At 75.0% G+C, this 24,368-nt stretch carries 22 protein-coding genes; 8 read left to right on the top strand and 14 right to left on the bottom strand.

Annotated elements, in window-relative coordinates:
• Positions 1 to 100: 100 nt before the first annotated feature.
• Positions 101 to 883 carry a lipoyl(octanoyl) transferase LipB gene (lipB, locus tag SCATT_RS06085; protein WP_014142072.1) on the bottom strand — a complete coding sequence of 261 codons (783 nt, stop codon included), beginning with the start codon at positions 881 to 883 and terminating at the stop codon, positions 101 to 103.
• Between the two features lie 580 nt (positions 884 to 1,463).
• Between lipB and SCATT_RS06080 the strand changes: the two genes are divergently transcribed.
• Complete coding sequence (locus SCATT_RS06080; protein ID WP_014142069.1) at positions 1,464 to 2,951, top strand: hypothetical protein; 1,488 nt, start codon at positions 1,464 to 1,466, stop codon at positions 2,949 to 2,951.
• 4 nt (positions 2,952 to 2,955) lie between these two features.
• Here the strand turns inward: SCATT_RS06080 and SCATT_RS06075 are convergent, their stop codons facing one another.
• Together SCATT_RS06075 and SCATT_RS06070 are read right to left on the bottom strand one after the other, a co-directional pair.
• Positions 2,956 to 4,215 carry an NAD(P)/FAD-dependent oxidoreductase gene (locus SCATT_RS06075; RefSeq protein ID WP_014142068.1) on the bottom strand — a complete coding sequence of 420 codons (1,260 nt, stop codon included), beginning with the start codon at positions 4,213 to 4,215 and terminating at the stop codon, positions 2,956 to 2,958.
• 176 nt (positions 4,216 to 4,391) lie between these two features.
• Positions 4,392 to 5,303, bottom strand: coding sequence for a TIGR01777 family oxidoreductase (locus SCATT_RS06070; RefSeq protein WP_041825024.1), 912 nt, complete (start codon positions 5,301 to 5,303; stop codon positions 4,392 to 4,394).
• A 38-nt stretch (positions 5,304 to 5,341) separates the two neighbouring features.
• Here SCATT_RS06070 and SCATT_RS06065 point away from each other — a divergent pair, with 38 nt between their 5' ends.
• A complete protein-coding gene (locus SCATT_RS06065) occupies positions 5,342 to 5,839 on the top strand; it encodes a GNAT family N-acetyltransferase (protein WP_014142066.1) in 498 nt (165 codons plus the stop codon).
• A gap of 13 nt (positions 5,840 to 5,852) precedes the next feature.
• Here SCATT_RS06065 and SCATT_RS06060 read toward each other — a convergent pair whose 3' ends face one another.
• On the bottom strand, positions 5,853 to 6,380 hold the full coding sequence (locus SCATT_RS06060; protein ID WP_014142065.1) for a DUF4240 domain-containing protein: 528 nt from the start codon (positions 6,378 to 6,380) through the stop codon (positions 5,853 to 5,855).
• Positions 6,381 to 6,559: 179 nt separating this feature from the next.
• On the opposite strand from SCATT_RS06060, the gene SCATT_RS06055 reads away from it, so the two are divergent.
• Positions 6,560 to 7,480 carry an SDR family oxidoreductase gene (locus tag SCATT_RS06055; RefSeq protein WP_014142064.1) on the top strand — a complete coding sequence of 307 codons (921 nt, stop codon included), beginning with the start codon at positions 6,560 to 6,562 and terminating at the stop codon, positions 7,478 to 7,480.
• On the opposite strand, the gene SCATT_RS06050 is transcribed toward SCATT_RS06055, so the two are convergent.
• The 7 genes from SCATT_RS06050 to SCATT_RS06020 form a co-directional block, all read right to left on the bottom strand.
• Positions 7,471 to 8,475, bottom strand: coding sequence for a helix-turn-helix transcriptional regulator (locus SCATT_RS06050; protein ID WP_014142063.1), 1,005 nt, complete (start codon positions 8,473 to 8,475; stop codon positions 7,471 to 7,473). The genes SCATT_RS06055 and SCATT_RS06050 overlap by 10 nt on opposite strands.
• A 100-nt stretch (positions 8,476 to 8,575) precedes the next feature.
• The gene (gene sucB, locus SCATT_RS06045) at positions 8,576 to 10,330 is read right to left on the bottom strand and encodes a 2-oxoglutarate dehydrogenase, E2 component, dihydrolipoamide succinyltransferase (protein WP_014142062.1); all 1,755 of its coding nucleotides are present in this window, start codon (positions 10,328 to 10,330) and stop codon (positions 8,576 to 8,578) included.
• Positions 10,331 to 10,379: 49 nt separating this feature from the next.
• Entirely contained in the window at positions 10,380 to 11,768 is a 1,389-nt protein-coding gene (gene lpdA / locus SCATT_RS06040; RefSeq protein ID WP_014142061.1) for a dihydrolipoyl dehydrogenase, read from the bottom strand.
• A gap of 358 nt (positions 11,769 to 12,126) precedes the next feature.
• A complete protein-coding gene (locus SCATT_RS06035) occupies positions 12,127 to 13,653 on the bottom strand; it encodes a leucyl aminopeptidase (RefSeq protein ID WP_014142060.1) in 1,527 nt (508 codons plus the stop codon).
• Between the two features lie 312 nt (positions 13,654 to 13,965).
• Positions 13,966 to 14,769: an adenosylcobinamide-GDP ribazoletransferase gene (locus tag SCATT_RS06030; protein ID WP_014142059.1), complete on the bottom strand. Its 804-nt coding sequence runs from the start codon at positions 14,767 to 14,769 to the stop codon at positions 13,966 to 13,968.
• Entirely contained in the window at positions 14,762 to 15,847 is a 1,086-nt protein-coding gene (gene cobT, locus SCATT_RS06025) for a nicotinate-nucleotide--dimethylbenzimidazole phosphoribosyltransferase (protein WP_014142058.1), read from the bottom strand. Before cobT ends, SCATT_RS06030 begins: the two co-directional genes overlap by 8 nt.
• 617 nt (positions 15,848 to 16,464) lie before the next feature.
• On the bottom strand, positions 16,465 to 17,658 hold the full coding sequence (locus tag SCATT_RS06020; protein WP_014142056.1) for a bifunctional adenosylcobinamide kinase/adenosylcobinamide-phosphate guanylyltransferase: 1,194 nt from the start codon (positions 17,656 to 17,658) through the stop codon (positions 16,465 to 16,467).
• A gap of 113 nt (positions 17,659 to 17,771) precedes the next feature.
• Between SCATT_RS06020 and SCATT_RS06015 the strand changes: the two genes are divergently transcribed.
• Positions 17,772 to 17,984: a hypothetical protein gene (locus tag SCATT_RS06015; RefSeq protein ID WP_014142055.1), complete on the top strand. Its 213-nt coding sequence runs from the start codon at positions 17,772 to 17,774 to the stop codon at positions 17,982 to 17,984.
• A 465-nt stretch (positions 17,985 to 18,449) separates the two neighbouring features.
• On the opposite strand, the gene SCATT_RS06010 is transcribed toward SCATT_RS06015, so the two are convergent.
• The 3 genes from SCATT_RS06010 to SCATT_RS06000 form a co-directional block, all read right to left on the bottom strand.
• Positions 18,450 to 19,523 (bottom strand): S1C family serine protease, encoded by a 1,074-nt coding sequence (locus SCATT_RS06010; RefSeq protein WP_014142054.1) that lies wholly within the window; start codon positions 19,521 to 19,523, stop codon positions 18,450 to 18,452.
• A gap of 50 nt (positions 19,524 to 19,573) precedes the next feature.
• Complete coding sequence (locus SCATT_RS06005) at positions 19,574 to 20,302, bottom strand: methyltransferase domain-containing protein (RefSeq protein WP_014142053.1); 729 nt, start codon at positions 20,300 to 20,302, stop codon at positions 19,574 to 19,576.
• Between the two features lie 74 nt (positions 20,303 to 20,376).
• Positions 20,377 to 20,973: a DUF3043 domain-containing protein gene (locus tag SCATT_RS06000; protein WP_014627571.1), complete on the bottom strand. Its 597-nt coding sequence runs from the start codon at positions 20,971 to 20,973 to the stop codon at positions 20,377 to 20,379.
• A 238-nt stretch (positions 20,974 to 21,211) separates the two neighbouring features.
• Between SCATT_RS06000 and SCATT_RS05995 the strand changes: the two genes are divergently transcribed.
• The 4 genes from SCATT_RS05995 to SCATT_RS05980 all read left to right on the top strand — a co-directional run bounded on the left by SCATT_RS05995 (position 21,212) and on the right by SCATT_RS05980 (position 24,359).
• Entirely contained in the window at positions 21,212 to 22,015 is an 804-nt protein-coding gene (locus SCATT_RS05995; RefSeq protein WP_041824465.1) for a PspA/IM30 family protein, read from the top strand.
• Positions 22,016 to 22,050: 35 nt separating this feature from the next.
• Positions 22,051 to 22,329: a PspA-associated protein PspAA gene (pspAA, locus tag SCATT_RS05990; RefSeq protein ID WP_014142050.1), complete on the top strand. Its 279-nt coding sequence runs from the start codon at positions 22,051 to 22,053 to the stop codon at positions 22,327 to 22,329.
• Positions 22,330 to 22,473: 144 nt separating this feature from the next.
• Positions 22,474 to 23,685 carry a sensor histidine kinase gene (locus SCATT_RS05985; protein WP_014142049.1) on the top strand — a complete coding sequence of 404 codons (1,212 nt, stop codon included), beginning with the start codon at positions 22,474 to 22,476 and terminating at the stop codon, positions 23,683 to 23,685.
• Entirely contained in the window at positions 23,682 to 24,359 is a 678-nt protein-coding gene (locus SCATT_RS05980) for a response regulator transcription factor (protein WP_014142048.1), read from the top strand. Before SCATT_RS05985 ends, SCATT_RS05980 begins: the two co-directional genes overlap by 4 nt.
• Positions 24,360 to 24,368 lie beyond the last annotated feature (9 nt).

Genomic DNA, 24,368 nt, shown 5'->3' with positions numbered 1-24,368 from the left:
GGCGTACACCAGGGTACGCCCGTGGTTTACGCGACCTGCCGTCCACCTGAACCCCCGCCCCGGCGGGGTCATTCCCGTCCGGCGGCGGGGGAGCGGCGGGTCAGACGGCGCGGGGGAGCGGCACCGTGGACTCCAGGACCTCCCGCAGATGGCGCTCGACCACCGGCAGCACCTCCTGGACGGTGATGTCCCGGCCCAGTTCACCGGCGAGCGAGGCGACCCCGGCGTCCCGGATGCCGCACGGCACGATCCGGTCGAACCAGGTGTTGTCCGGGTTCACGTTGAGCGCGAAGCCGTGCATCGTCACGCCCTTGGCGACCCGGATGCCGATCGCGGCCAGCTTGCGGTCCTCGCGGCGCTGACCGGCGTTGGACGGGGCGTACTCGGGGCCGGACAGCCGGGGGTCGAACTCCTCGTCGTGCAGCCGCGGATCGAAGTCCAGGGTGAGCCCGGGCAGCGCGGGACGCTGCTCCACCGGGTCGCCCAGCACCCACACCCCGCTGCGCCCCTCCACCCGGGTGGTGGCCACGCCCAGCTCGGCGCAGGCCCGGATCAGCGCCTCCTCCAGCCGCCGGACGTGGGCGATCACGTCGACCGGCCGGGGCAGCTTGAGGATGGGGTAGCCGACGAGCTGGCCGGGGCCGTGCCAGGTGATCTTGCCGCCCCGGTCGACGTCCACCACCGGGGTGCCGTCCAGCGGGCGCTCGCTGTCCTCGGTGCGGCGGCCCGCGGTGTAGACCGGCGGGTGCTCCAGCAGCAGGACGGTGTCGGGGACCTCGTCCGCGAAACGCGCGGCGTGCACCCGGCGCTGCTCCTGCCACGCCTCCTGGTACTCGACCGCGTCCTCCCCGAATCCCAGGTGGACGAAGCGCAGGTCACTCACGGCGGCTCCTCGATCTCGGCTCTTCGCGCGCCACGCCACTCTACGGCCGTCATACGTGCACGTTGAAAGGGGATGGTGCATTACCACGCCAAGGTCGGCGGAGGGAGGCATTCCGTGGATACCTCTGCAAAGGGTTCACCCGTTCTGGCGAATAGGGGGCGCGGAGGACGAACGAGCCGGTGGCGACGGCTAGATTCGCGCCGTCCCCGGTCCGTACTTCGCGCCGTCCCCGGCCCCGCGCCACGCCTCCGGTGCCCGCCCCCGCCAGCCCGAAGCAGCCCCCGCAGCCACCCCGAGCAGCCCTTCCGAGAGAGCCCCGAACCGACCCCCCACCGTCCTGAGCCACCGTCCGAAGCCGCCTCGACGACCGGTATCGCCCATGCCCTCCAGCACGCCGCTGCCCGACGTACCTCCGACCCCCTCCACCGCGCCCCCGCCGTCGGCCGCGTCCGCCGCACCGCCGCCGGCCGCCGAGACGCCCTCCGCCGGGTCGCCGCCCGATGGCCGTACCGGCCCGGGGAGACCCGGCGACCGACCAGCCACCGCCCACCGCCCTCCCGAGGAGGGGACCGCGCCACCCATGACGGACCGACCCACGCAGCGGCGTCCCAACCGCCAGCTCGCCTCGCTCATCGCCGAGGCCGGTTTCTCCAACGCGGGGCTCGCCCGCCGTGTCGACCAGCTCGGCATCGAGCACGGCCTGGACCTGCGGTACGACAAGACCTCGGTGACCCGCTGGCTCCGTGGCCAGCAGCCGCGCGGCACCACGCCCGCGCTGATCGCCGAGGTCTTCACCCGCCGGCTCGGCCGCCGGCTCAGCGCCCAGGACCTCGGCCTGGAAGCCTGCGCGCCGGTCTACGCCGGGCTGGAGTTCGCCGCCACCCCGGAGGAGGCGGTGGACATCGTCAGCGGGCTGTGGCGCAAGGACACCGGTGGCCAGGCCGAGCTGCGCAAGATCGCCTTCACCCCGGCCGGGCTCGTGGTGCCCAGCCGCGACTGGCTCATCGGCCGGGCCGACGAACGGGTGGCGCACGGCCCCGCCGCCCAGGGCCCCGACGCCCACCCCGGGACGTCCGCCGCCCGCGCCGCGCCCCGGGTGCCCGCGCAGAACCGGGGCCGGACGGCCGGCCGCGGCACCGACGGCCGCCCGGGGCGCCGGGTCACCACCGGCGACATCCACGCGCTGCGCTCGGTCGGCGAACTGTTCCGCTCGCTCGACAACGCCTACGGCGGCGGCCACGCCCGCCAGGCCCTGGTGCGTTACCTGGAGCACGAGGCCGAGCCGATGCTGCGCGGCAGTTACGGCGAGACGCTGGGCCGCAAGCTCTTCGCCGCCACCGCCGACCTGACCCGGCTGGCCGGCTGGACCTCCTACGACATCGGCGCGCACGGCCTGGCCCAGCGGTACTTCGTGCAGGCGCTGCGGCTGTCGCAGGCCGCCGGCGACCGGGTCTACGGCGGCTACGTGCTGGTGACCATGAGCCGGCAGGCGGTCTACCTCGGGCACGGCCGGGAGGCGGTGCAGCTCGCCCGGGTCGCCCAGCAGGGCGTGGGCAGCGGGGCGCCGCCGGTGGTGCAGGCGCTGCTGCACGCCGCCGAGGCCCGCGGCCACGGGGTGCTCGGCGAGGCCCGCGCCTGCGCCACCGCGCTGGCCCGGGCCGAACGCGCCCTGGAGGCCGCCCGCCCCGGGGACGACGTGCCGTTCTGGGCCCGCTTCTTCGACGAGGCCCAGCTCGCCGACGAGTTCGCGCACTGCCACCGCGACCTCCAGCAGTACCGGCAGGCGGTGCAGCACGCCGAACGCTCGCTGCAACTGCGCGCCCCCGGATACGCGCGCAGCCGCGTCTTCTGCCGCACCGTGCTGGCCACCGCCCGGCTCGGCCTCGGCGAGCTGGACCAGGCGTGCGCCCAGGCCACCGAGGCCCTCCAGCAGGCGTCCGAGATGCGTTCGGTGCGCGCCCTGGAGTACGTACGCGACTTCGGCCGCCGGCTGGAGCCCTACCGCGACGCACCCGCCGCCCGTGCCTTCCACGAACGCGCCGCGGCCCTGGGGGTGGTCGGAGCCTGACCCGTCACGCCGCCGTCGGCAGATCGCGCGCGGTGTCGCCGTACCCGGGACGGATGCCGAAGTCGCGCATCACGTGGTGGGCGGCGCGGCGGCCGGAGAAGAGGGCGCCCTGCACGGTGCTGGTGTCCCGGTGGTCGCCGCACACGTAGAGCCCGGCCAGCACCCGCACCGGGCGGCGTACGTCGTGCGGCGGCGGCATCGCGGGCACCGCCTCGGGGTCGTGGTGGACCGCGAGCAGCTCCCAGCCGGCGGTGTCGGCGGCGTACAACTCGGCGAGCTGCGCACGGACCGCCCGGTCGAGGCGGTCGGCGGGCACCGTGGCGGCGGCGCCGAGCACGGTGGTGGTGATCAGCGCCCGGCCCGCCGGGGCCCGCGAGGGGTCGACGGCGCTGGCCACCATGGTGTTGGCCACCGGGCCGCCCCGCCGGCCCGGCAGCAGCAGCACCGGGTCGTGCGACGGCGGCCGGGCGGCGGCGTGGTGCACCACGGTGACCGGGTGGAACGCGGGCACCCGCAGCCCCGGCAGCAGCGCCTCGGCGTCCCGCGCCCCGGTCGCCACCACCGCCGCCCGGCAGGACAGTTCGCCGCACTCCACCGTGCTGACCGAGTTGGCCGCCACCGCGGTCGCGTGCACCCCGAGGCGTACCGTCCCCGGCGGCAGCGCGGCGGCCAGCAGGGCGGGCAGGACGGCGGCACCGCCGGCCGGGAGCGCCAGCCGCCCCCGGGCGTACCCGCGCAGCACCAGGTCGGCGCAGCGGCTGGAGCTGGTCAGCTCCGGGTCGCCGAGGAGCGAGGAGAGCAGCGGGCGCAGGAACGCGTCGACGCCGCGCGGCGGGAAGCCCCGGGCGGTCAGCGCCGCCGCGGCCGTGGTCTCCGGACGGGCCAGCAGCCGCCTGGTCGGGGTGGTGGCCAGCCGGCCCAGCGCCGCGCCGAGCCGGGCCCGGTGCAGCGCCGCCCGGGGATCACCGGGGCGGTAGCCGTGGCCGCCCGCGTGCGGCGGCACCACCGGGGTGACCGGCAGCAGCCGCAGCCCCTCCAGCCCCGGGGTACGGCTCAGTTCCGGATACGCGCTGCTGAGCAGCCGGCTGCCGCGGTCGAGCCGGAAACCGGCCACCTCGTCGGTGGCCATACGGCCGCCGACCCGGTCGCCCGCCTCCAGCACGGTGACGGTGACCCCGGCGCTGATCAGATGGTGCGCGGCGGCCAGGCCCGCCAGGCCCGCCCCCACGACGACGACGTCCGTACGGCATGCGTGCAACGGCACGGTGCCCCTCCCGAAGTCGGCCACGCTCCCCGCTCGAAGGGTGATGCCCACAACCGCGTGAACCAATACCGGCGAATTCCCAAGGAAATATGCCATTCGGCGATCAAGTAGCCCTATCGGCAGATCACTTGAGGACATGCCTGGTCAACGACGGGCGCGCCGCCGTCCATTGACGTTCATCGGCGGCCCTCGTCCAGCGCCGCGCGGATCGCCTCGTCGACGGAGGGGAAGGCGAAGGTGAAGCCGGACGCCGACAGCCGGGCCGGGACCACCCGCTGGCTGGCGAGGACGTCCCCGGCGAGTTCGCCGAGCGCGAGGCGCAGCGCCGCCTCCGGCACGGCGGCGAACGCCGGCCGCCGCAGCACCCGGCCCATCGCCGCCGTCACCTCCCGGTTGGTGACCGGCTCCGGGGCGGTGAGGTTGACCGGGCCGGACAGTTCCTCGGTGTCGATCAGATGGCGCAGCGCCGCCACCTCGTCGTGGAGCGAGATGAAGCTCCAGTACTGCCGTCCGCTGCCCAGCCGCCCGCCCAGACCGGCCCGGAACAACGGGAAGAGCCGCCCCCACGCCCCGCCGCCGCGCGCCACCACCAGCCCGGTGCGGGCGTGGACGGTACGCACCCCGGCCTCCCGCGCCGGATCCGCCGCCGCCTCCCACTCCTGGCACAGCTCGGCCAGGAAGCCGTGCCCGGGCGGCGCCGACTCGTCGGTGCGCCGGTCGCCGGTGTCCCCGTAGATGCCGATCGCCGAGCCGTTGACCAGCACCTTCGGCGGCTCGGGCAGCTCGGCCAGGGCACGGGCCAGGGTCCGGGTGCCCAGCACGCGGCTGTCGCGCAGGGTGCGTTTGTAGCGGGCCGTCCACCGGTGGTCGCCGATCCCCGCGCCGGCCAGATGGACCACGGCCGTACAGCCGGCCAGCCCCGCGGCGTCCACCCGGCCGCCGAGCGGGTCCCACCCCGCCTCGTCCGGGCCCGCCGGGGCGCGCCGCACCAGCCGGACCACCTCGTGGCCGTCGGCGCGCAGGGTACGGACGAGCGCGGCGCCGATCAGTCCGCTCGCACCGGTCACAGCGATACGCATGACCGACATCCTGCCCGCCGCCCGCACGCCGTGGCACAGTGACACCCATGCCGGATCAAGGAATACGGATCAGACCCGCGACCCGTCAGGACGACGGCGAACTCGCCGCCCTCGACCGGCGCACCTGGTCGCCCGTCCACGCCGTCACCCCGTCACCGCCCATGGGGAAACGCTTCTTCGACGACCGGCACCGCCCCGAGGACGTCCTCGTCGCCGAGGTCGACGGCCGCCTGGCCGGCTACGTACGCGTCGTGCCGCCCACCCCACTGCCCGGCAACGCCCACGTCCGGCAGATCCAGGGGCTCGCCGTCGACCACTGGGCCCGGGGCCGCGGCGCCGGACGCGCCCTGGTGGAGGCCGCCCGCGACCACGCCCGCCGCTGCGGCGCCCGCCGCCTCACCCTGCGCGTCCTCGGCCACAACACCGCGGCCCGGCGGCTCTACGCCTCGGTGGGGTTCGTCCCCGAGGGACTGCTCCCGGAGGAGTTCGAGGTGGCCGGGGAGTACGTGGACGACGTGCTGATGGGGATGCGGCTGGTGCCGTGAACCCCGGGGCCGGTCAGCCGTCGCGGCGGCCGAAGCGTTCCCACAGCCGGGGCAGGCGCGCCGCCAGGGCCGTCTCGTCGGACAGGTCCAGCGGCTCGCCCTGCGGGGCGGCGGGCGCGGCCACCCCCAGATCGGGCAGGCGCACCCCGGTGAGCTGCTCGTACGCCTCGTCGGCCGCGTACCCCAGGTCCTCGGCGTCGCCGTCGGTGCGCGGATCGAACCGCTCCACCAACTCGGCCAGCCGGTCGGGGCCCTGGTGGAGCGCGCCTTCGAAGACGTGCCTGCCCTGGCCGATCAGCCAGCAGCGGAAGGCGTCGAAGGACTCCTCGTCGGCGCCGCCCAGCATCACCTCGGCGGCGCCCCACACGTCCCAGCGCAGCGCCCTGGCCAGCCGGGTCTCGAAATGCCGGGCGAAGTCCACCACGCCCTCCGGGTCGAGCTCCAGCAACCGCTCCACCACCAGGTCGGCCTGCTCCTCCGGATCCCCCTCGGCCTCCTGACGGGCGCCGTCGACGATCTCCCAGAACTCCGTCTCGTCCATCACCGCTCCAGCATCGTGCGCCGCCCGGTCCGCCGCACGCACAGTGCTCCGCCCGCGTCCGTGTCGTTACGCGACCGAGCCCTCGCCCGGCCCCGGGGAAACCTCCCGGAAAAGACGACAGGAGGTGTCGGGTATGGCTGCCAGGGTCGTCCCACCGCATCCGAGGAGAAGGAGGACCCATGGGCGAGGCACCCCTGCACGGCAAGGTGGCGCTGGTGGCCGGGGCGACCCGGGGCGCCGGACGGGCGTTCGCGGTCGAACTGGGCCGGGCCGGCGCCACCGTCTACGTCACCGGGCGCACCACCCGGCAGCGGCGCAGCGAGGTGGGCCGCGCCGAGACCATCGAGGAGACCGCCGAACTGGTCGCCGCGGCCGGCGGCGAGGCCGTCGCGGTCCCCACCGACCACCTGGAACCGGCACAGGTACGGGCGCTGACCGAGCGGATCGACCGCGACCACGGCCGGCTGGACGTGCTCGTCAACGACGTCTGGGGCGGCGACCACCTGCTCGTCGGCAACTTCGACACCAAGCTGTGGGACCTGGAACTCGACGGCGGGCTGCGCATGCTGCGGCTCGGCATCGACACCCACGCCATCACCAGCTACTTCGCGCTGCCGCTGCTGATCCGCAACCCCGGCGGGCTGGTGGTCGAAGTGACCGACGGCACCGAGGAGTTCAACCGGCAGTACCGGGGGAACTTCTTCTTCGACCTGGCCAAGACGGCCCCGCTGCGGATGACCTACGGGCTCTCCGAGGAGCTGCGCCCCCACGACGCCACCGCGGTCTGCGTCACCCCGGGCTGGCTGCGGTCGGAGGAGATGCTCGACCACTTCGGGGTCACCGAGGAGACCTGGCGGGACGCCATCGCCAAGGAACCCCACTTCGCCATCGCCGAGACCCCGTACTACCTGGCGCGCGGGGTGGCCGCGCTCGCCGCCGACCCGCGACGGGCGCGCTGGAGCGGCACGTCCGTCTCCAGCGGCGAACTCGCCAAGGCGTACGGCGTCACCGACCTCGACGGCAGCGCCCCGGACTGCATGGCCTACTTCCGGGACGTGGTCCTCGGCGGCGCACCGGGCGACGCCGCGGACTACCGCTGAGCACGGCTCGCGCACCCGTACCGGGCGGCGGCCAGCTCCGCCGCCCGGGCGAACCGTTCCCGCAGCTCCGCCGGGGCGACCACCTCGGCCTCCGGACCCAGCGCCAGCAACTGCTCGTAGGCGACCGCCGGCGACTCCACGGCCAGCTCCACCGTCACCCGCCCCTCCTCGTCGGGGCCGGCGGCGGCCTCCACCGCCTCCCGCGCGGCGGCCCGGTCGGTGATGTGCGGCAGCCTGCGCACCCCCTCGGCGGTGAGCCGTACGATCACCCGCTCGCGCAGCAGCGACCGGGCGAACTCGGCCGCCCGCCGCTCCCACAGCCCCGACAGGTCGAACCCCGGCTCGCGGTCGAAGACCCGGCCGGCCGGACGGACGGCGGTGATCCGGTCCACCCGGTAGACCCGGTGGCCGCCACGGCCGTCCCCGCCCGACGGGACCCGGGCGACCAGGTACCACACGCCCGCCTTGAGCACGAGCCCGTACGGCTCCACCTCGCGGGTCACCTCGCCGTCCCGGCGGCGGTAGCGGACGGAGACCGCCTGGTCGGACCAGACGGCGTCGGCGACCGCGGGCAGCAGGGGCGGGGTGTCCGGCTCCTGGTACCAGCCGGGGGCGTCCAGGTGGAAGCGCTGGGCGGCGGCGTCCGGGGCGTCCCGCAGCTCGGGCAGCAGGGCCGCCGAGACCTTCAGCCGGGCCGCCGAGGCCGCGTCCGCCAGCCCCATCGCCCGCAGCGCCGCCGGAACCCCGGACAGGAAGAGCACCTCGGCCTCGTCGCGTCCCAGCCCGGTCAGCCGGGTGCGGTAGCCGCCGACCAGCCGGTAGCCGCCGGCCCGCCCCCGGTCGGCGTAGACCGGCACCCCCGCCTCGGAGAGCGCGGCCACGTCCCGGCCCACGGTGCGCCGCGAGACCTCCAGCGCCTCGGCGAGTTCGGCGGCGGTCATGGTGCCGCGGGTCTGGAGCAGCAGCACCAGCTGGATCAGTCGTGCCGCGCGCACGGCCGTACCCCCTCCCGTGGACGGCGGACGAAACGGCGGACGAAAAGGGGCGTGCCCCGGCCCCGCGGGGGGACCGGGGCACGCCGGGTGCCGGTGGCGGCTACAGCCCGAGGTCGCCCTCGAACTCGCCGGCCTCCAGACGGGCCTTGACGTCCGTCAGGTAACGGGCCGCGTCGGCACCGTCGACCAGCTGGTGGTCGTAGGAGAGGGTCAGGTAGACCATGTCGCGGATGGCGATGGTCTCACCCAGCTCCGGGTGGTCGATGACCACCGGACGGCGCACGGTGGCACCGATGCCCAACTCGGCGACCTGCGGGTAGTTCACGATGATCGTGTCGAAGAGCGCACCGCGCGAGCCGGTGTTGCTGATCGTGAACGTGCCGCCGGACATGTCGTCCGGGCTCAGCTTGCCGCTGCGGACCCTGCCGGCCAGCTCGGCGGTCTTCTTGGCGATGCCGGCGATGTTCAGGTCGCCCGCGCCCTTGATGACCGGGACCATCAGGCCCTTCTCCGAGTCCACCGCGATGCCGATGTTCTCGACGTCGTGGTAGGTGACCGTGCCGTCGTCGTTGATCTTGGCGTTGATCGACGGGTGGGCCTTGAGCGCCTCGGCGGCGGCCTTGACGAAGAACGGCATCGGCGAGAGCTTGACGCCCTCACGGGCCAGGAAGGACTCCTTGGCCCGGGCGCGCAGCTTCATGATCCGGGTGACGTCCACCTCGACCACGGTGGACAGCTGCGCCTGGCTGTGCAGCGCCTTCATCATGTTGTCGGCGATGACCTTGCGGATGCGCGACATCTTGACGGTCTGACCGCGCAGCGCCGCGGCGGCGGCCGGGACCGTGGCGGCGGCGGCCGGAGCGGCGGACGGCGCCGGGGCGGCGGCCTTGGCGGCCTCGGCGGCGGCGAGCACGTCCTGCTTGCGGATGCGGCCACCGACACCGGTGCCCTTGACCGCGGCCAGGTTGACGTTGTTCTCCGCGGCGAGCTTGCGGACCAGCGGGGTCACGTACGGACCCTCGCCCTCGGCGACCGCGGCCGGGGTGACGGCGGCCGGGGCGGGCGCGGCCGGAGCCGGGGCGGGCGCGGGCGCCGGGGCGGCGGGCTGCGGGGCGGGGGCCTCCTGCGCCGGGGCGGCCGGAGCCGGAGCCGGCGCGGGGGCCGGGGCTTCCTGCGCCGGGGCCGGGGCGGGCGCGGCCGGAGCCGGGGCGGCGGCCGGAGCGGCGCCCTTGGCACCGATGACGGCGAGCTTCGCGCCGACCTCGGCGGTCTCGTCCTCGCCGACCACGATCTCCAGCAGGGTGCCGGAGACCGGCGCCGGGATCTCGGTGTCCACCTTGTCGGTGGAGACCTCCAGCAGCGGCTCGTCGGCCTCGACGTCCTCGCCGACCTGCTTCAGCCAGCGGGTGACGGTGCCCTCGGTGACCGACTCGCCCAGCGCGGGCAGGACGACGTCGGTGCCCTCGGCGCCACCGGCCGGGGCGGCCGGGGCCTGCTCGGCCGGCGCGGGCGCCGGGGCCTCGGCCTGCGGGGCCGGAGCCGGGGCGGCCGGAGCCTGCGGGGCGGGCTCCTCGGCAGCGGCGGCGGCCGGGGCGGGCGCCTCGGCCGGGGCCCCCGAGCCGTCGTCGATGACGGCCAGCTCGGCGCCGACCTCCACCGTCTCGTCCTCGGCCACCTTGATGGAGGTGAGGACGCCGGACGCCGGGGCCGGGATCTCGGTGTCGACCTTGTCGGTGGAGACCTCGAGCAGCGGCTCGTCGGCCTCCACGCGCTCACCCTCGGCCTTCAGCCAGCGGGTGACGGTGCCCTCGGACACGCTCTCGCCGAGCGCCGGCAGGGTTACGGAAACCGCCATGGTTTCGGTTGCTCCTAACGATCTGTGCGGATTGCGGGCGTGTGAGGGGTCAGTCGTGCGCGTGCAGCGGCTTGCCCGCCAGCGCCATGTGCGCCTCACCGAGCGCCTCGTTCTGCGTCGGGTGCGCGTGGATGAGCTGTGCGACCTCCGCGGGCAGCGCCTCCCAGTTGTAGATCAGCTGCGCCTCGCCGACCTGCTCGCCCATCCGGTCACCGACCATGTGGACACCGACCACGGCGCCGTCACGGACCTGTACGAGCTTGATCTCGCCCTGGGTCTTGAGGATCTTGCTCTTGCCGTTGCCGGCCAGGTTGAACTTGAGGGTGACCACCTTGTCGGCGCCGTACAGCTCCTTGGCCTTGGCCTCGGTCAGGCCGACGGAGGCGACCTCCGGGTGGCAGTAGGTGACCCGCGGCACGCCGTCGTAGTCGATCGGCACGACCTTCTGGCCGGCCAGCCGCTCGGCCACCAGGATGCCCTCGGCGAAGCCGACGTGGGCGAGCTGGAGGGTGGGCACCAGGTCACCGACGGCGGAGATGGTCGGGACGTTGGTCTGCATGTACTCGTCGACGAGGACGTAGCCGCGGTCCATGGCGACCCCGGCCTCCTCGTAGCCCAGGCCCTGCGAGACCGGGCCGCGGCCGACCGCCACCAGCAGCAGCTCCGCCTCGAAGGTCTTGCCGTTCTCCAGCGAGACCTTCACCCCGTCGGCGGTGTACTCGACACCGGAGAAGCGGGAACCGAGGGAGAAGTTGATACCGCGCTTGCGGAAGGCGCGCTCCAGCAGCTTGGAGGAGTTCTCGTCCTCGACCGGGACGAGGTGCGGCAGGGCCTCGACGATGGTGACGTCCACGCCGAAGGACTTCCACGCGGAGGCGAACTCGACGCCGATCACGCCGCCGCCCAGCACGATGGCGGACTTCGGCACCCGGTCCAGGACGAGCGCGTGGTCGGAGGAGATGACGCGGTCGCCGTCGATCGTCAGACCCGGCAGCGACTTCGGCACCGAGCCGGTCGCCAGCAGGATGTGGCGGCCGGTGTAGGTCTCGCCGTTCACCTCGACGGTGGTGGGGGAGGTCAGCCGGCCCTCGCCGGTCACGTAGGTGACCTTGCGGCCGGCGACCAGACCCTGCAGGCCCTTGTAGAGCCCGGAGATCACGTCGTCCTTGTACTTGTGGACACCCTCGATGTCGATCCCCTCGAAGGAGGACTTCACACCGAACTGGGCGCCCTCACGAGCCGCGTCGGCCACCTCGCCGGCGTGCAGCAGAGCCTTCGTCGGGATGCAGCCGCGGTGCAGACAGGTGCCGCCGAGCTTGTCCTTCTCGATCAGGGCGACGTCCAGGCCCAGCTGCGCCGCGCGCAGAGCTGCGGCGTAGCCGCCGCTGCCACCGCCGAGGATCACTAGGTCGAAAACGGTGCTGGCGTCGTTCGCCACGTCACGTCCTCCATGCATGGGTACGCCGGAGCCGGTCGCCGTGACCGGGCGGCGGCTTTGGTTCGGCCGCTTGTTCAAACGTTGTTCAAAAGGGGGCCCTGTCGTGCCGAGACAACATCTTCGCACTTGTTGACGGCTGCCGGGACGCGGGGCCGGGCTACGGGACGCCCGGCCCGGCCCCAGCACGCGTTACCGATCGGTAGGCCGTGCGGATTTCGTTGTGGGCGAACGCCGGACCGGGCAACCGGTGACCACGGCCCCGTCCGCGGTGTGACGCGACGCACGCGCGGCCCCCGCGTACGGCACGGGCCCCGGAGCACACCGCCCCGGGGCCCGTGTCGCACGGTCGCCGGACGGGTCAGAGCAGCTCGCCCGCGCCGGCCCGCTCGGCCAGCCGCACCAGGGTGCGCACCGCGGAACCGGTGCCGCCCTTGGGGGTGTAGCCGAACGGCCCCGACTCGTTGAAGGCCGGACCCGCGATGTCCAGGTGGGCCCAGGTGATGCCGTCGCCCACGAACTCCTTCAGGAAGAGCCCGGCCACCAGGCCGCCGCCCATCCGCTCACCCATGTTGGCGATGTCGGCCACCGGCGAGTCCATGCCCTTGCGCAGGTCGGCCGGGAGCGGCATCGGCCAGGACGCCTCACCGGCCTCCTCGGCGGTGGCGTGCAGCGCCTCGCGGAAGGCGTCGTCGTTGGCCATGATGCCGAAGGTGCGGTTGCCCAGCGCCAGCACCATCGCACCGGTCAGGGTGGCCACGTCCACGATCGCGTCCGGCTTCTCCTCGCTGGCCCGGGTGATCGCGTCGGCCAGCACCAGACGGCCCTCGGCGTCGGTGTTGAGCACCTCCACCGTCTTGCCCGAGTACATCCGCAGCACGTCACCCGGACGGGTGGCGGTACCCGACGGCATGTTCTCCGCCAGCGCCAGCCAGCCGGTGACGTTCACCGGAAGCCCGAGCCGGGCGGCGGCCACCACGGCGGCGAAGACCGCGGCGGCACCGGACATGTCGCACTTCATGGTCTCGTTGTGACCGGCCGGCTTGAGCGAGATGCCGCCCGAGTCGTAGGTGATGCCCTTGCCGACCAGCGCCAGGTGCTTGGCGCCCTTGCCGTGGGTGTAGCTCAGCTTCACCAGGCGCGGCGGGTTGGCCGACCCCTGGCCGACCCCCATGATGCCGCCGTAGCCCCCCTTGAGCAGCGCCTTCTCGTCCAGCACCTCGACCTTCAGGCCGTGCTCCTTGGCGACCGCCTGCACCGTGGTGGCGAACGACTTCGGGTACAGGTCGTTGGAGGGGGTGTTGACCAGGTCGCGGGCGCGGTTGACCTCCTCGGCCACCGCGATCGCCCGCTCGACCGCGGCCTTGTACTCCTTGTCGCGCGGCTTGCCGCCGAGCAGCGCCACCTCGGCCAGCGGCTCCTTGACGCCGTTGTTCTTCTCGCCCTTGGCGCCGCCCCGGTAGGCGTTGAACGCGTACGCGCCCAGCAGCGCGCCCTCGGCCACCGCGCCGGCCGCGTCGGCGTCCGCCACCGGCAGCGCGAACGCGGCCTTCTTCGAGCCGGCCAGGGTACGGGCGGCGGCACCGGCGGCCCGGCGCAGCGCCTCGGCGTCGTACCGGCCGTCCGCCTCCGGGGCCTCGCCCAGACCGACCGCCAGCACCACCGCGGCCTTGACGCCGGCCGGCGCCGGAAGCTTGGTCACCTCACCCTCGCCGCCGGACGCGCCGAGGGTCTCCAGGGTGGCCGCGAGCTTGCCGTCGAACGCCTGGTCCACCGCCTCCGCGCCGGGGGCGGCCACCGGGCCCTTGGGCCCCTTGGCGACGCCCACCACGACGGCGTCCGCGCGCAGCGTCGCGGCGGAGGAAGTGCTGAGAGTCAGTGCAGTCACGGTATTCGGGTTCCTCTTCCGTCGAGGTCGTGTTGCGCCTTCGTCCGAGGGGCCGTCCGCCGCGCCCGCGGCACCCGGAATCCGTGGTGCGCGGGCGGCCGGACGGTCCCTCGGCTGTCGTGAGCCTACGCCCGTGGCAGGCCCGCCGCCGTAGCCGCTCCGCCGGTCGGAGGCGGCGGTACGGCACGGGCCCGGCGACTGCCACCCGGTTCGGTGGTGGCAGCCGCTCGGACGCCACCATTTTGACGTACAGTCACCGCCTGCCCGCCGCCGGGCGGAGATACCGCGAACACAACGGGCGAGCGGGACGGATCACCCCAGCGCCAGCACGAACAACGCCACCGTGGCCGCCGTTTCGCACAGCGCCCCGAAGACATCACCGGTCACCCCGCCCAGCCGGGACCGGCAACGGCGCGACAACACCTCGGCGGCGGCCAGCCCCAGCAGCGCGGCGGCCCCCGCCCGCACCGCGCCGACGACACCGAAGAACAGCCCGGCGGCGCCCGCCACCGCCACCGTCGCCACCGCCACCGCCACCGCGCCGGCCACCGGCACCGTCCCGGCCACCACCACCCCGAGGCCGTCCCGGCGCGCGGCCGGCACCCCGCTCCGGCACGCCAACGACATCGCGGTACGCGCCGTGGCGGCCGACACCACGGCGGCCAGCAGCCCGTACAGCGGGCCGCGCCCGAACGCGGCGCAGAGCGCGGCCACTTGGGCCAGCAGCACCAGCACCAGCGTGAGCACACCGAACGGCCCGATGTCCGACTGCTTCATCACCCGCAGCGCCTCGTCGGCCGGCTTCCCGCTGCCCAGCCCGTCCGCGGTGTCGGCCAGCCCGTCCAGATGGAGCCCGCGGGTGAGCGCGGCCGGCACCGCCGCGGCGGCCACCGCGCCCAGCAGCGCCCCGCCGCCGGCCACCACCACCGCCGCCCCGGCCGCCCCCGCCACCGCCCCGGCGACCACCCCCACCAGCGGCGCCGCCAGCATCCCGGCCCGCCCCGCCGCCCGGTCCCACCGCGCCACCCGCACCGGCAGAACGGTCAACGTGCCGAACGCGAAACGCAGCCCCTCGGCGGCGGTGGCCGCCCCGGCTGCCTCGGCGGAACTACCCACCGGCTTCGCCGGTCTCCGGCAACTCGGCGGCGAACGCGGCCGATGCCTTCAGCAACGGCAACGCCAGCAGCGCGCCGGTGCCTTCACCGAGCCGCACCCCGTGGTCGAGCAGCGGCTCCAGCGAGAGCCGGTCCAACGCCTTGGCCTGCGCCGGTTCGCCGGAGACGTGGCCGGCCAGCCACCAGTCCGGGGCGCGGAACGCCACCCGCTGCGCCACCAGCGCGCACGCCGCGGAGACAACCCCGTCCAGCACGACCGGGACCTTGCGCACCGCCGCCTGGAGCAGGAAACCGGTGATCGCCGCGAAGTCCGCACCGCCCACCGCCGCCAGCAGCCGCACCGGGTCGCCCAGCACCGGCCGGGCCCGCCGCAACGCGTCCCGGATCGCGGCGCACTTGCGCATCCACGCCAGGTCGTCGATGCCGGAACCGCGGCCGGTCACCACCGAGGCGTCCGTGCCGCACAACGCGGCCACCAGCACCCCCGCCACCGTGGTGCCGCCCACGCTCACATCACCGAGCACCAGCAGATCCGTACCCGAATCCGCCTCCTCGTCGGCGACCGCCATCCCGGCCCGGAACGCCGCCACCGTCTCCTGCGCGGTCAGCGCGTCCTCGGCGTCGACCGCCCCCGACCCGCGCCGCACCCGGTGGCGCACCACCTCCTCCGGCAACTCGCCCGGGTCGCAGTCGAGCGCCATGTCGACGAGGCGGACCTGGGCGCCGTACTGGTGGGCGAGTACGGAGACGGGCGCGCTGCCGTCGAGTACCGCCCGCGCGAGGTCGCTCGCGCGGCCGGCCGGGTGGACGGAGACCTCGCGCGCCGCGACGCCGTGGTCACCGGCGAACACCACCAGCCGGGCCCGCTCGATCGGCCGGGCCGGGGCCTGCCCCTGCACCGAGGCGAGCCAGTCGCCGAGTTCGCCGAGCCGGCCGAGGGCCGCCTGCGGTACGGCCGTCCGCCGCCTGCGTTCCCGCGCATCCTGCCGGATGGCGGGATCGGGCCGGTCGATCAACGCGGCGAACGCGTCGATGTCGAAGTCCTGCGGGATCAAATCACGTGGGTGGAGGCTGCTCACGGGTGAACGATAGCTTCCCTCCCCCGCAAGGGGGTTCGCTCGCGCTGACGCCCGCCATCACTTCCTCGGGGTTCCCCCGATCCCCCGTCTCGTCGTGGCTGGCGTTACGGAATTCTTCCCCCCGCCCACCCGTGGCTGTACGCGTATAGCGCGGGGTGCGCACTGTCTGCCTGGGTTCCCGGGGGCCCTCCGGGGTGACTCCTCGCTCCGCGTTTCGTCTTCGGCTTTCCGCCGGTTCGCTGGGTCGCTGCGGGGACACCCCTGCACGCCCCCGTTCTGCATCGTTCCGCGCTGCGGCACGGGGTGGGTAAGGAGGAGATCGGGGTGACCCCAACCTCCTATGTCACCCTCTCCCGCGAAGAGAGGCACCCGCACGACGGCGCAAGGGGGTGTGCCGGGGGTGTCCCCGCAGCGACCCAGCAGCCGGAGCGCAACCGTGGGGGATACCTGGAGCGAGGAGTCACCCCCGGCGCGCCCCCGACCCCGTACCGGCAATAGGCGAAGCCACCCCGTGCCGAACCAAACCAAAAACCCACCCCAACCACCCACCGGGCAGGGGCGAACGGGGGCCACTCCGGAACCCTGAAGCGGTGCGGGGGCGGCAACCGCGTGGCGGGCTAGCGGAGGCGGAGGGCGAGTCCGGAGACGACCAGGAGGACGTGTTCGGATTCGGCGGCGACGGCCGTGTTGAGGCGGCCGAGGGCGTCACGGAACCGTCGGCCGGAGGCGGTCGCGGGGACCACGCCGGAGCCGACCTCGTTGCTGACGGCGACCACGGTGCGCCGGGTCGCGCGCCACGCGGCGGCGAGTTCCGCCGTGCGGTGGTCGATCTCGCGGTCGGCGCCGGGGGCGTCCTGCCACGCGCCGGCGGCGTCCATCACGTGGGTGAGCCAGAGCGCGAGGCAGTCGACGAGGAGCGGGGGGCCGTCCTCGGCGAGCAGGGGGAGGAGGTCGCAGGTCTCGACGGTGCGCCAGGTCGCCGGGCGGCGCTCGCGGTGCAGCCGGACCCGGGCGGCCCACTCCGCGTCGCCGTCCCGGGTGCCGCCGGTGGCCACGTAGACGACGCCGGGGAAGGCGGACAGCCGCCGTTCGGCCTCGGCGGACTTGCCGGAGCGGGCGCCGCCGAGGACGAGGGTGCGGCGCGGTACGTCCGGTACGGCCTCGTACTCGCCGACGGTGAGGGTGCGGCCGTCCGGGACGGCGCGGGCGCCGGCCGCTCCGAGCCGGCGGTGGAGTTCGGGTTCGGGGGGCGCGTCGTGGCCGAGGTGGACGGCGATCACGTCGGTGGTGGCGCCCACCGCGCCGGCCGCCCGCAGCCGGGCGAGCGCGTCGGGCCGGCCGACGACGTCGAGGAGCACCATGTCGTAGGGGGCCGGGTCGCCGTCGGAGGAGAGCCCGGCCGGGCCGCAGCCGGGCGGCAGGTAGAGCAGCCGGTCGCCGGCCGGGCCGGTCACCTCGTAGCCGGTGCCGGGGGCGTCCACCGGGACGGCGAGCACCCGGTGGCCGGTGAGCGAGGTGAGGCGTTCGCCCTCCGGTACCCGTCCCGGGGCGGGCAGCCCTGGCGGCAGGTCGACCGGGGGGCCCGCCTGCGGATGGGTGAGCAGCACCTGGCGTACCCCGCTGAGGGTGCGGCCGGCCCGGGCGGCGGCCAGCGCCGGGCCGGGGGTGAGGTCGAGCAGCAGTGTCCCGTCGACGAGCAGCGAAACGGGGGCACGGGCCGCCGACGCGACGGCGGCGGAGCAGACCGCGCACGGGCAGCCGGGCACCGGCAGCCCGCGCGGTCCGCCGGTGCCGAGCAGCGTGATCTCCATGGCCACATCGTCGCCTACGCCGCGGGTGCGCGTCGCATCTGCCCACGGCGCGGCCCGGCGGCGGTGATCTTCGGTTAACCTGCGCGGGTAACCCACGGTGGAAGGGGCACGGCATGGCGTGGACATGGCGGTTCGAGAAGTCGGACGGCACCCGGACGGCTCCGGCGGTCGACCAGGAGGAGTTCACCACCCAGGGGGACGCCGAGTCCTGGCTCGGTGAGAACTGGAAGGACCTGCTCGACGCCGGCGTCGACCAGGTCACCCTGTTCGAGGACGCCACCGAGATCTACGGCCCGATGAGCCTGTCGGAGGCCGACGCGGGCTGACCCGGCACGGCAAGGGTTCCCCGCCGGTCCATCGGCCCGCCGCCGGACGGCCCCGCCCGCCCCGGCCCGGCGCGCCTTGCGGGGCTCCCGCCGTGCCGTCGGCTCCCCCCTCGCGCCGGGGCGGACGGCCCGCCGCCTGTCGAGGCCGGGGGGCGTCTGCCGGGGTGCGGGTTCGCCCGTATGTGTCGGCGTCGGGCCTCGGCCCGGCAGAGGTGCCTTGCGAGGCTCACCGCATGTGGCGGACGGCGGCGGGCCCCCCACCCCCTTGTGCCGGGGGTGGCGTCCCGCCGAGCCCCGTATCGGTGGGCGGCCGTTCGCCCCCCTGGGTGCGGGCTCGCCCGCTCGCGTCGGCGGCGGGGCGACCCCACCCCCTTGCGCCGGGGGGCGGCGCTCCGACGGGCTCGCCCGCCCCCGGCGGCGGCGCCCCCCGCCGGAGGCGGCCCGCCACGGCCCGGCGTCCCCCGGTCACAACTGGCCCAGCGTCACCCCCGCCGTCCGCCGCGAGCCGTCACGGGTGTACGTGACCGTCACGTGGTCGCCGGGGCGGTGGGCGGCCAGGACTTCGGTGAGGGAGGCGGCGGTGGTCACGGGGGTGGCGTCGAGTTTGGTGATGACGTCGTCGGGGCGCAGGCCGGCCTTGTCGGCGGCGCCGCCGTTTTTGACGGAGACGATGGCGACGCCGGCGGGCTGGAAGTTGTCGCCGAGAACGGTGCGTACCGTGACGCCGAGGGCGGCGCGGCCGGAGTTGGTGACCTTGCCGTTCTTGACCAGTTGACCGGCGATGTCGGTGACGGTGGAGGCGGGGATGGCGAAGCCGATGCCGGGGGCGGCGCTGTTGCCGAGTTCGGGGTCGGTGGCGGCGAGGGTGGGGATGCCGATGACCTGGCTGGAGAGGTTGACCAGGGCGCCGCCGCTGTTGCCGGGGTTGATGGCGGCCGAGGTCTGCACCATGTTGGCGATGGTGGCCCCGTTGCCGCCGCCGTTGCCGCCCTCGCTCACCGTACGGCCGACCGCCGAGACGATGCCCTGCGTGACGCTGCTGGACAGCCCCAGCGGGTTGCCCATGGCCAGCGTGATCTGGCCGACCTCCACCTTGGCGGAGTCGCCGAAGACGGCCGGTTTGAGCCCGCCGGGCGGCCGGCGCAGCCTGATCACCGCGAGGTCGTCGGCCGGGTAGCTGCCCACCAGCGTGGCGTCGGCCGATCCGCCGCCGGTCGCCAGGGTCACCTTGAACGCGGTGGAGTCGCCCACCACATGGGCGTTGGTGACGATGTCCCCGGACGTGTCGTAGACGATCCCGGACCCCAGCGACTGGCCCGCGGTGATCTGCACCACCGAGGGCAGCACGTCCCTGACGACCTTCTGGTACTCGTCCTGCAACCGGTCGCTCACCGTCGGCCCCGCGCCCCGGGACGGCGCGGCCGTACCCGGGGAGGCGGACGGGGCCGGGGCGCCGCCCCGGGAACCGGAGCACCCGGCGAGCAGCGCCGCGCACAGCAGCGCGGCGGGCACGGCACGGACGATGCGTGATCCGCTCATGACCCAAGGCTCTCCCGCCCCGGCGGCCGGGGCGAGCGGAGCGGCGTCAATCAGTCACGGACTCCGCACAGGTGCAGCAACGCCGCCACCGACCGGTACGGATCGGTGCGCCCGGCGCGGTCCTCGGCGGCCAGCAGCCGGTCGAGCGCCCCGGGCTCCGGCGGCGGAACGGCTTCGTCGGCCGCCGTGTCGGTGAACACCCGCACCCCGTACCAGGTGTGCAGCGGCACCCCGATCGCGGTGAGCGTGGCGGTGAGCGTCTCGCGGCGGTCGGCCCGTACCCGCAGGCCCAGCCGGTTGGTGTACGCGGTGGTGGCGAAGGCGTCCAGCGCGCCCTCCCAGTCACCGGCGAGCCCCGGCCGCATCGCCAGCGCGTCGGCGTTGCGCACCAGCAGCGACAGCAGGCCGCCGGGGGCGAGCACCCGGGCCAGCCCGGCGAGCATCGCGTCCGGGTCGTCCACGTACATCAGCACGCCGTGGCAGAGCACCACGTCGAAGCTGCCCGGTTCGAAGTGGCGGCCGGTCTCGCGGCCGTCGCCGGTCACCAGCCGTACCCGCTCGCGGATCCCCTCCGGCTCCCCGGCCAGCGTCTCCTCGACGGCGGCCAGCATCGCCGGGTCGCTCTCCAGCCCGGTCACCGCGTGGCCGCCGCGGGCCAGCCGCAGCGCCTGGGTGCCCTGCCCGAGTCCGACGTCGAGCACCCGCAGCCGGCGGCCGACGGGGAAGCGGGCGGTGATCTGCTCGTCGAGCTGCCGGGCGACCAGCTCCTGGCGCACCATGTTGCGCAGGCCCCCCAGGCCGGCCAGCCAGTTGTCCGCGCCGCCGGTGAACCCGGTGGCCGCGGGCTGCCCGGTCAGCCCCGCTCTCCGCGCTTGACCTGCGGCTTGGGCAGCCGCATCCGGCGCATCTGGAGGGAACGCATCAGGGCGTAGGCGACCGCGCCGCGCTTGTTCTCCTTGGGGAAGCGGTCGGCCAGCAGCGAGCGCAGCCGCAGCCCGGTGAAGAGCGACTGGCCCACGATGAGCACGATCAGCACCAGCCACAGCAGCAGCGAGACGTCCTTGACCCGCATGTTGGGCACCATGCTGATCACCAGGATCACCACGGCCAGCGGCAGGAACAGTTCGGCCACGTGGTAGCGGGCGTCGACGTAGTCGCGGCAGAAGCGGCGCACCGGGCCCTTGTCGCGGACCGGCAGGTAACGCTCGTCGCCGCTGGCCAGCGCCTCGCGCTGCTTGGCCATCTCGATCCGGCGTGCCTCCCGGGCCTGCTTGGCCGCGGCCTTGCGGTCACCGGTGGCGGCCGGACGGGGGCGGCGGGCCTGGGCCTCGCTGCGCTTGGGGGTCGGGCGCCCCTTGGGGGCCTGGGGGTCGCGGCGCTTGGCCTCGACCGGGTCCGCGGTCACCGTGGTGGGCGCGGCCTGCTCATCCTGGGAACGACGTCGGAACACAAGGCCAAGGGTACGTGCTGCGGCGGGCGGCCCCCCACCCGCGTCGGACGGCGCACCTTACGCCCGCTCCGGGGCCCGGGGCGTCCGCCTACTCCCTGCGCCGGATGCGCGTCGGCCCCGATCGTCCCTCAGGATGAGCGCATCCCCCTGCGAACAGTGCGGTAATGGAACCGGGGCCCGTACTGTAGGGGTCAACGAAGGTGCCGGAGAGAGTCGACGAAGGGGGCGCGCGAGGCCCATGAGCGGTGTCATGAAGCGGATGGGGATGATCTTCCGCGCGAAGGCCAACAAGGCCCTGGACCGGGCCGAGGACCCGCGCGAGACGCTCGACTACTCGTACCAGAAGCAGTTGGAACTGCTGCAGAAGGTACGCCGCGGGGTGGCCGACGTGGCCACCTCCCGTAAGCGGCTGGAGCTCCAGTTGAACGGGCTCCAGCAGCAGTCGGCCAAGCTGGAGGAGCAGGGCCGCAAGGCGCTCGCGCTGGGCCGGGAGGACCTGGCCCGCGAGGCGCTGACCCGCAGGTCCGCGCTCCAGCAGCAGATCACCGACCTGGAGACGCAGCACCAGACCCTCCAGGGCGAGGAGGAGAAACTCACCCTCGCCTCGCAGCGGTTGCAGGCCAAGGTGGACGCCTTCCGCACCAAGAAGGAGACCATCAAGGCCACCTACACCGCCGCCCAGGCGCAGACCAAGATCGGCGAGGCGTTCTCCGGCATCTCCGAGGAGATGGGCGACGTCGGCCTGGCGATCCAGCGGGCCGAGGACAAGACCGCCCAGATGCAGGCCCGGGCCGGCGCCATCGACGAACTGCTCGCCTCCGGCGCCCTGGACGACCCCTCGGGGATGGCCAAGGACGACATCACGGCGGAGCTGGAGCGGCTCTCCGGCGGTTCCGACGTGGAGCTGGAGCTCCAGCGGATGAAGGCCGAACTGGCCGGCGGCTCCGGTGGCCAGCAGGCCATCGAGGGCGGCCAGGGCGGCCAGGGCGGCCAGGCCCACCAGCAGCGCCCGCAGGACCAGCCGCGATTCGACAAGCGCTGAGCCGCCCGGCCCCAGCACCGCGAAGGGAGACCGTCGTGATCGTCAGGATCATGGGGGAGGGCCAGGTGAGACTGGCCGACAGCCACCTGGACGAACTCAACACGCTGGATGACGCCCTGCTCGTCGAGTTGGAGAAGGACGACGAGGCCGGGTTCCGCCGGACCCTGGGCGCCCTGCTGGAGGCGGTGCGCCGGCTCGGCGAGCCGCTGCCGGACGACGCCCTGGAGCCGTCCGACCTGGTGCTGCCCGCCCCGGACGCCACCATCTCCGAGGTCCGCGAGATGCTCCGCGAGGACGGCCTGATCCCCGGCTGACCCGACCCCTCCGGCACCGCGTCACCACGCCCCCGGCCCCGTGCGCCACGTACGGGACCGGGGGCGTGCCGCTTCGCGCGTGCCGTGCGGTGTGCGGGCGGGGCGGTGTGCGGGGTGGCCCGGGGCGCCCCTTACCGTCGAGGCGTGAGCAGCCTCGACCGTTTCCGCGACCGGCTCCGGGCGCGTCCGCTGACGCTGGACGCCGTGGTCGCCGTGCTGGTGCTCGCCGCGATCGTGACCGGGCCGCTGGCCCGCCCCGGCGGCGGACACCGGCTGCCCGACGCGCTCGGCGCCGGATGCGCGGTGGCCGCGTGCGCCGCGCTCACCGTGCGCCGCCGGCTGCCGCGTACCGTGCTCGCCGCCACCTGCCTGATCACCGCCGGCTACACGGTCGCCGCCCCCCTCGCCACCACCCCGCTGGTGATCACCGTGGTGGTCGCGGTGTTCACGGTGGCGTCGCGCACCGACCGTTCCACCACCTGGCGGCTGGGGGCCGCCACCTGCCTGGGGATGACCGCGGTGGTGATGTCGTACGGCCCGGGGCCGTGGTACGCGCAGGAGCACTTCGGGGTGCTCGCCTGGACGGGGCTGGCCGCCGCCGTGGGGGACGCGGTGCGCAGCCGCCGCGCCATCGTGGCCGCCATGGAGGAACGGGCGGTCCGCGCCGAGCGCACCCGGGAGGAGGAGGCCCGCCGCCGGGTGGCCGAGGAACGCATGCGTATCGCCCGCGAGTTGCACGACGTGGTCGCCCACCACATCGCCCTGGTCAACGTGGAGGCCGGGGTGGCCGCCCACGTCATGGAGTCGCGGCCGGACCAGGCCAGGGCGGCGCTGGCGCACGTCCGGCAGGCGAGCCGGTCGGCGCTGGACGAACTGCGGGCCACCGTCGGGCTGTTGCGGCAGGCCGGGGATCCGGAGGCGCCGCGGGAGCCGGCCCCGCGGCTGGCCGCCCTGGACGACCTGCTGGCCGGGTTCGCCCGGGCCGGGCTCCACGCCGACCTGGTCCGGGAGGGCGAAGCCGCGGGTCCACTGCCGGCCGCGGTGGAGCTGACCGCCTACCGGGTCGTCCAGGAGTCGCTGACCAACGTCCACAAGCACGCGGGTCCTGGGGCGCGGGCCCAGGTGCGGCTGGTGCGTACCCCCGGGAGACTGGAGATCACGGTGGAGGACGACGGGCGCGGCCCGGCCGGCGACCCGGTGGCCGGCGGCGGCCACGGGCTGATCGGCATGCGGGAACGTGCCGCCGCCCTCGGCGGGGTGTGCCGGGCCGGGCCCCGGCCGGAAGGCGGCTTCCGGGTCTTCGTGACGTTGCCGTCGGCCGCCGCCGGACCGGCGGCGGGGGAGGAGGGGCGATGACGGTGCGGGTGGTGCTCGCCGACGACCAGGCGCTGCTGCGCGGCGCCTTCCGGGTGCTGGTGGAGTCCGAGGCGGACATGGCGGTGGTCGGCGAGGCGTGCGACGGCGCCGAGGCGGTCGAGCTGGCCCGGCGGCACCGCCCCGAGGTGGTGCTGATGGACATCCGCATGCCCGGCACCGACGGCCTCGCCGCCACCCGGGCGATCACCGCCGACCCGGAGCTGTCCGCCACCCACGTGCTGGTGCTGACCACCTTCGAGGCCGACGAGTACGTGGCCGAGGCGCTGCGCGCGGGGGCCGCCGGGTTCCTGGGCAAGGGTGCCGAGCCGGCCGAACTGCTGGGCGCCATCCGTACCGTGGCGGCCGGCGATGCGCTGCTCTCCCCGGCCGCCACCAAGAGCCTGATCGCCCAGTTCGTCAGCGGGGCCGGCGCCCCCGGGCCGTCCCCGGCCGCCGCCGCCCGGCTGGCCGCGCTCACCGCCCGGGAACGCGAGGTGGTGACCGAGGTGGCCGCGGGGCTGTCCAACGAGGAGATCGCCGAACGCCTCGGGGTGAGCCCGCTGACCGTCAAGACCCACGTCAACCGCGCGCTGGCCAAGCTCGGCGCCCGCGACCGCGCCGGGCTGGTGGTCATCGCCTACGAGTCCGGCCTGGTCCGCCCCGGGCAGGGGTGACCGCAGGCC

The sequence above is a fragment of the Streptantibioticus cattleyicolor NRRL 8057 = DSM 46488 genome (assembly GCF_000240165.1).
GTDB classification, from domain to species: Bacteria; Actinomycetota; Actinomycetes; order Streptomycetales; family Streptomycetaceae; genus Streptantibioticus; species Streptantibioticus cattleyicolor.
This window is presented reverse-complemented; position numbering and strand designations above follow the sequence as displayed.

Excerpts from the sequence above, each read along its gene's own strand:
- SCATT_RS06080 (WP_014142069.1), top strand. The coding sequence starts at position 1,464 with ATGACGGACCGACCCACGCAGCGGCGTCCCAACCGCCAGCTCGCCTCG.
- SCATT_RS05980 (WP_014142048.1), top strand. The coding sequence starts at position 23,682 with ATGACGGTGCGGGTGGTGCTCGCCGACGACCAGGCGCTGCTGCGCGGC.
- SCATT_RS06010 (WP_014142054.1), bottom strand. The coding sequence starts at position 19,523 with ATGAGCGGATCACGCATCGTCCGTGCCGTGCCCGCCGCGCTGCTGTGC.
- SCATT_RS06005 (WP_014142053.1), bottom strand. The coding sequence starts at position 20,302 with ATGGTGCGCCAGGAGCTGGTCGCCCGGCAGCTCGACGAGCAGATCACC.
- SCATT_RS06065 (WP_014142066.1), top strand. The coding sequence starts at position 5,342 with ATGCCGGATCAAGGAATACGGATCAGACCCGCGACCCGTCAGGACGAC.
- SCATT_RS06070 (WP_041825024.1), bottom strand. The coding sequence starts at position 5,303 with ATGTCGGTCATGCGTATCGCTGTGACCGGTGCGAGCGGACTGATCGGC.
- sucB (WP_014142062.1), bottom strand. The coding sequence starts at position 10,330 with ATGGCGGTTTCCGTAACCCTGCCGGCGCTCGGCGAGAGCGTGTCCGAG.
- SCATT_RS06015 (WP_014142055.1), top strand. The coding sequence starts at position 17,772 with ATGGCGTGGACATGGCGGTTCGAGAAGTCGGACGGCACCCGGACGGCT.
- SCATT_RS06055 (WP_014142064.1), top strand. The coding sequence starts at position 6,560 with ATGGGCGAGGCACCCCTGCACGGCAAGGTGGCGCTGGTGGCCGGGGCG.
- SCATT_RS05995 (WP_041824465.1), top strand. The coding sequence starts at position 21,212 with ATGAGCGGTGTCATGAAGCGGATGGGGATGATCTTCCGCGCGAAGGCC.
- SCATT_RS06020 (WP_014142056.1), bottom strand. The coding sequence starts at position 17,658 with ATGGAGATCACGCTGCTCGGCACCGGCGGACCGCGCGGGCTGCCGGTG.
- SCATT_RS06060 (WP_014142065.1), bottom strand. The coding sequence starts at position 6,380 with ATGGACGAGACGGAGTTCTGGGAGATCGTCGACGGCGCCCGTCAGGAG.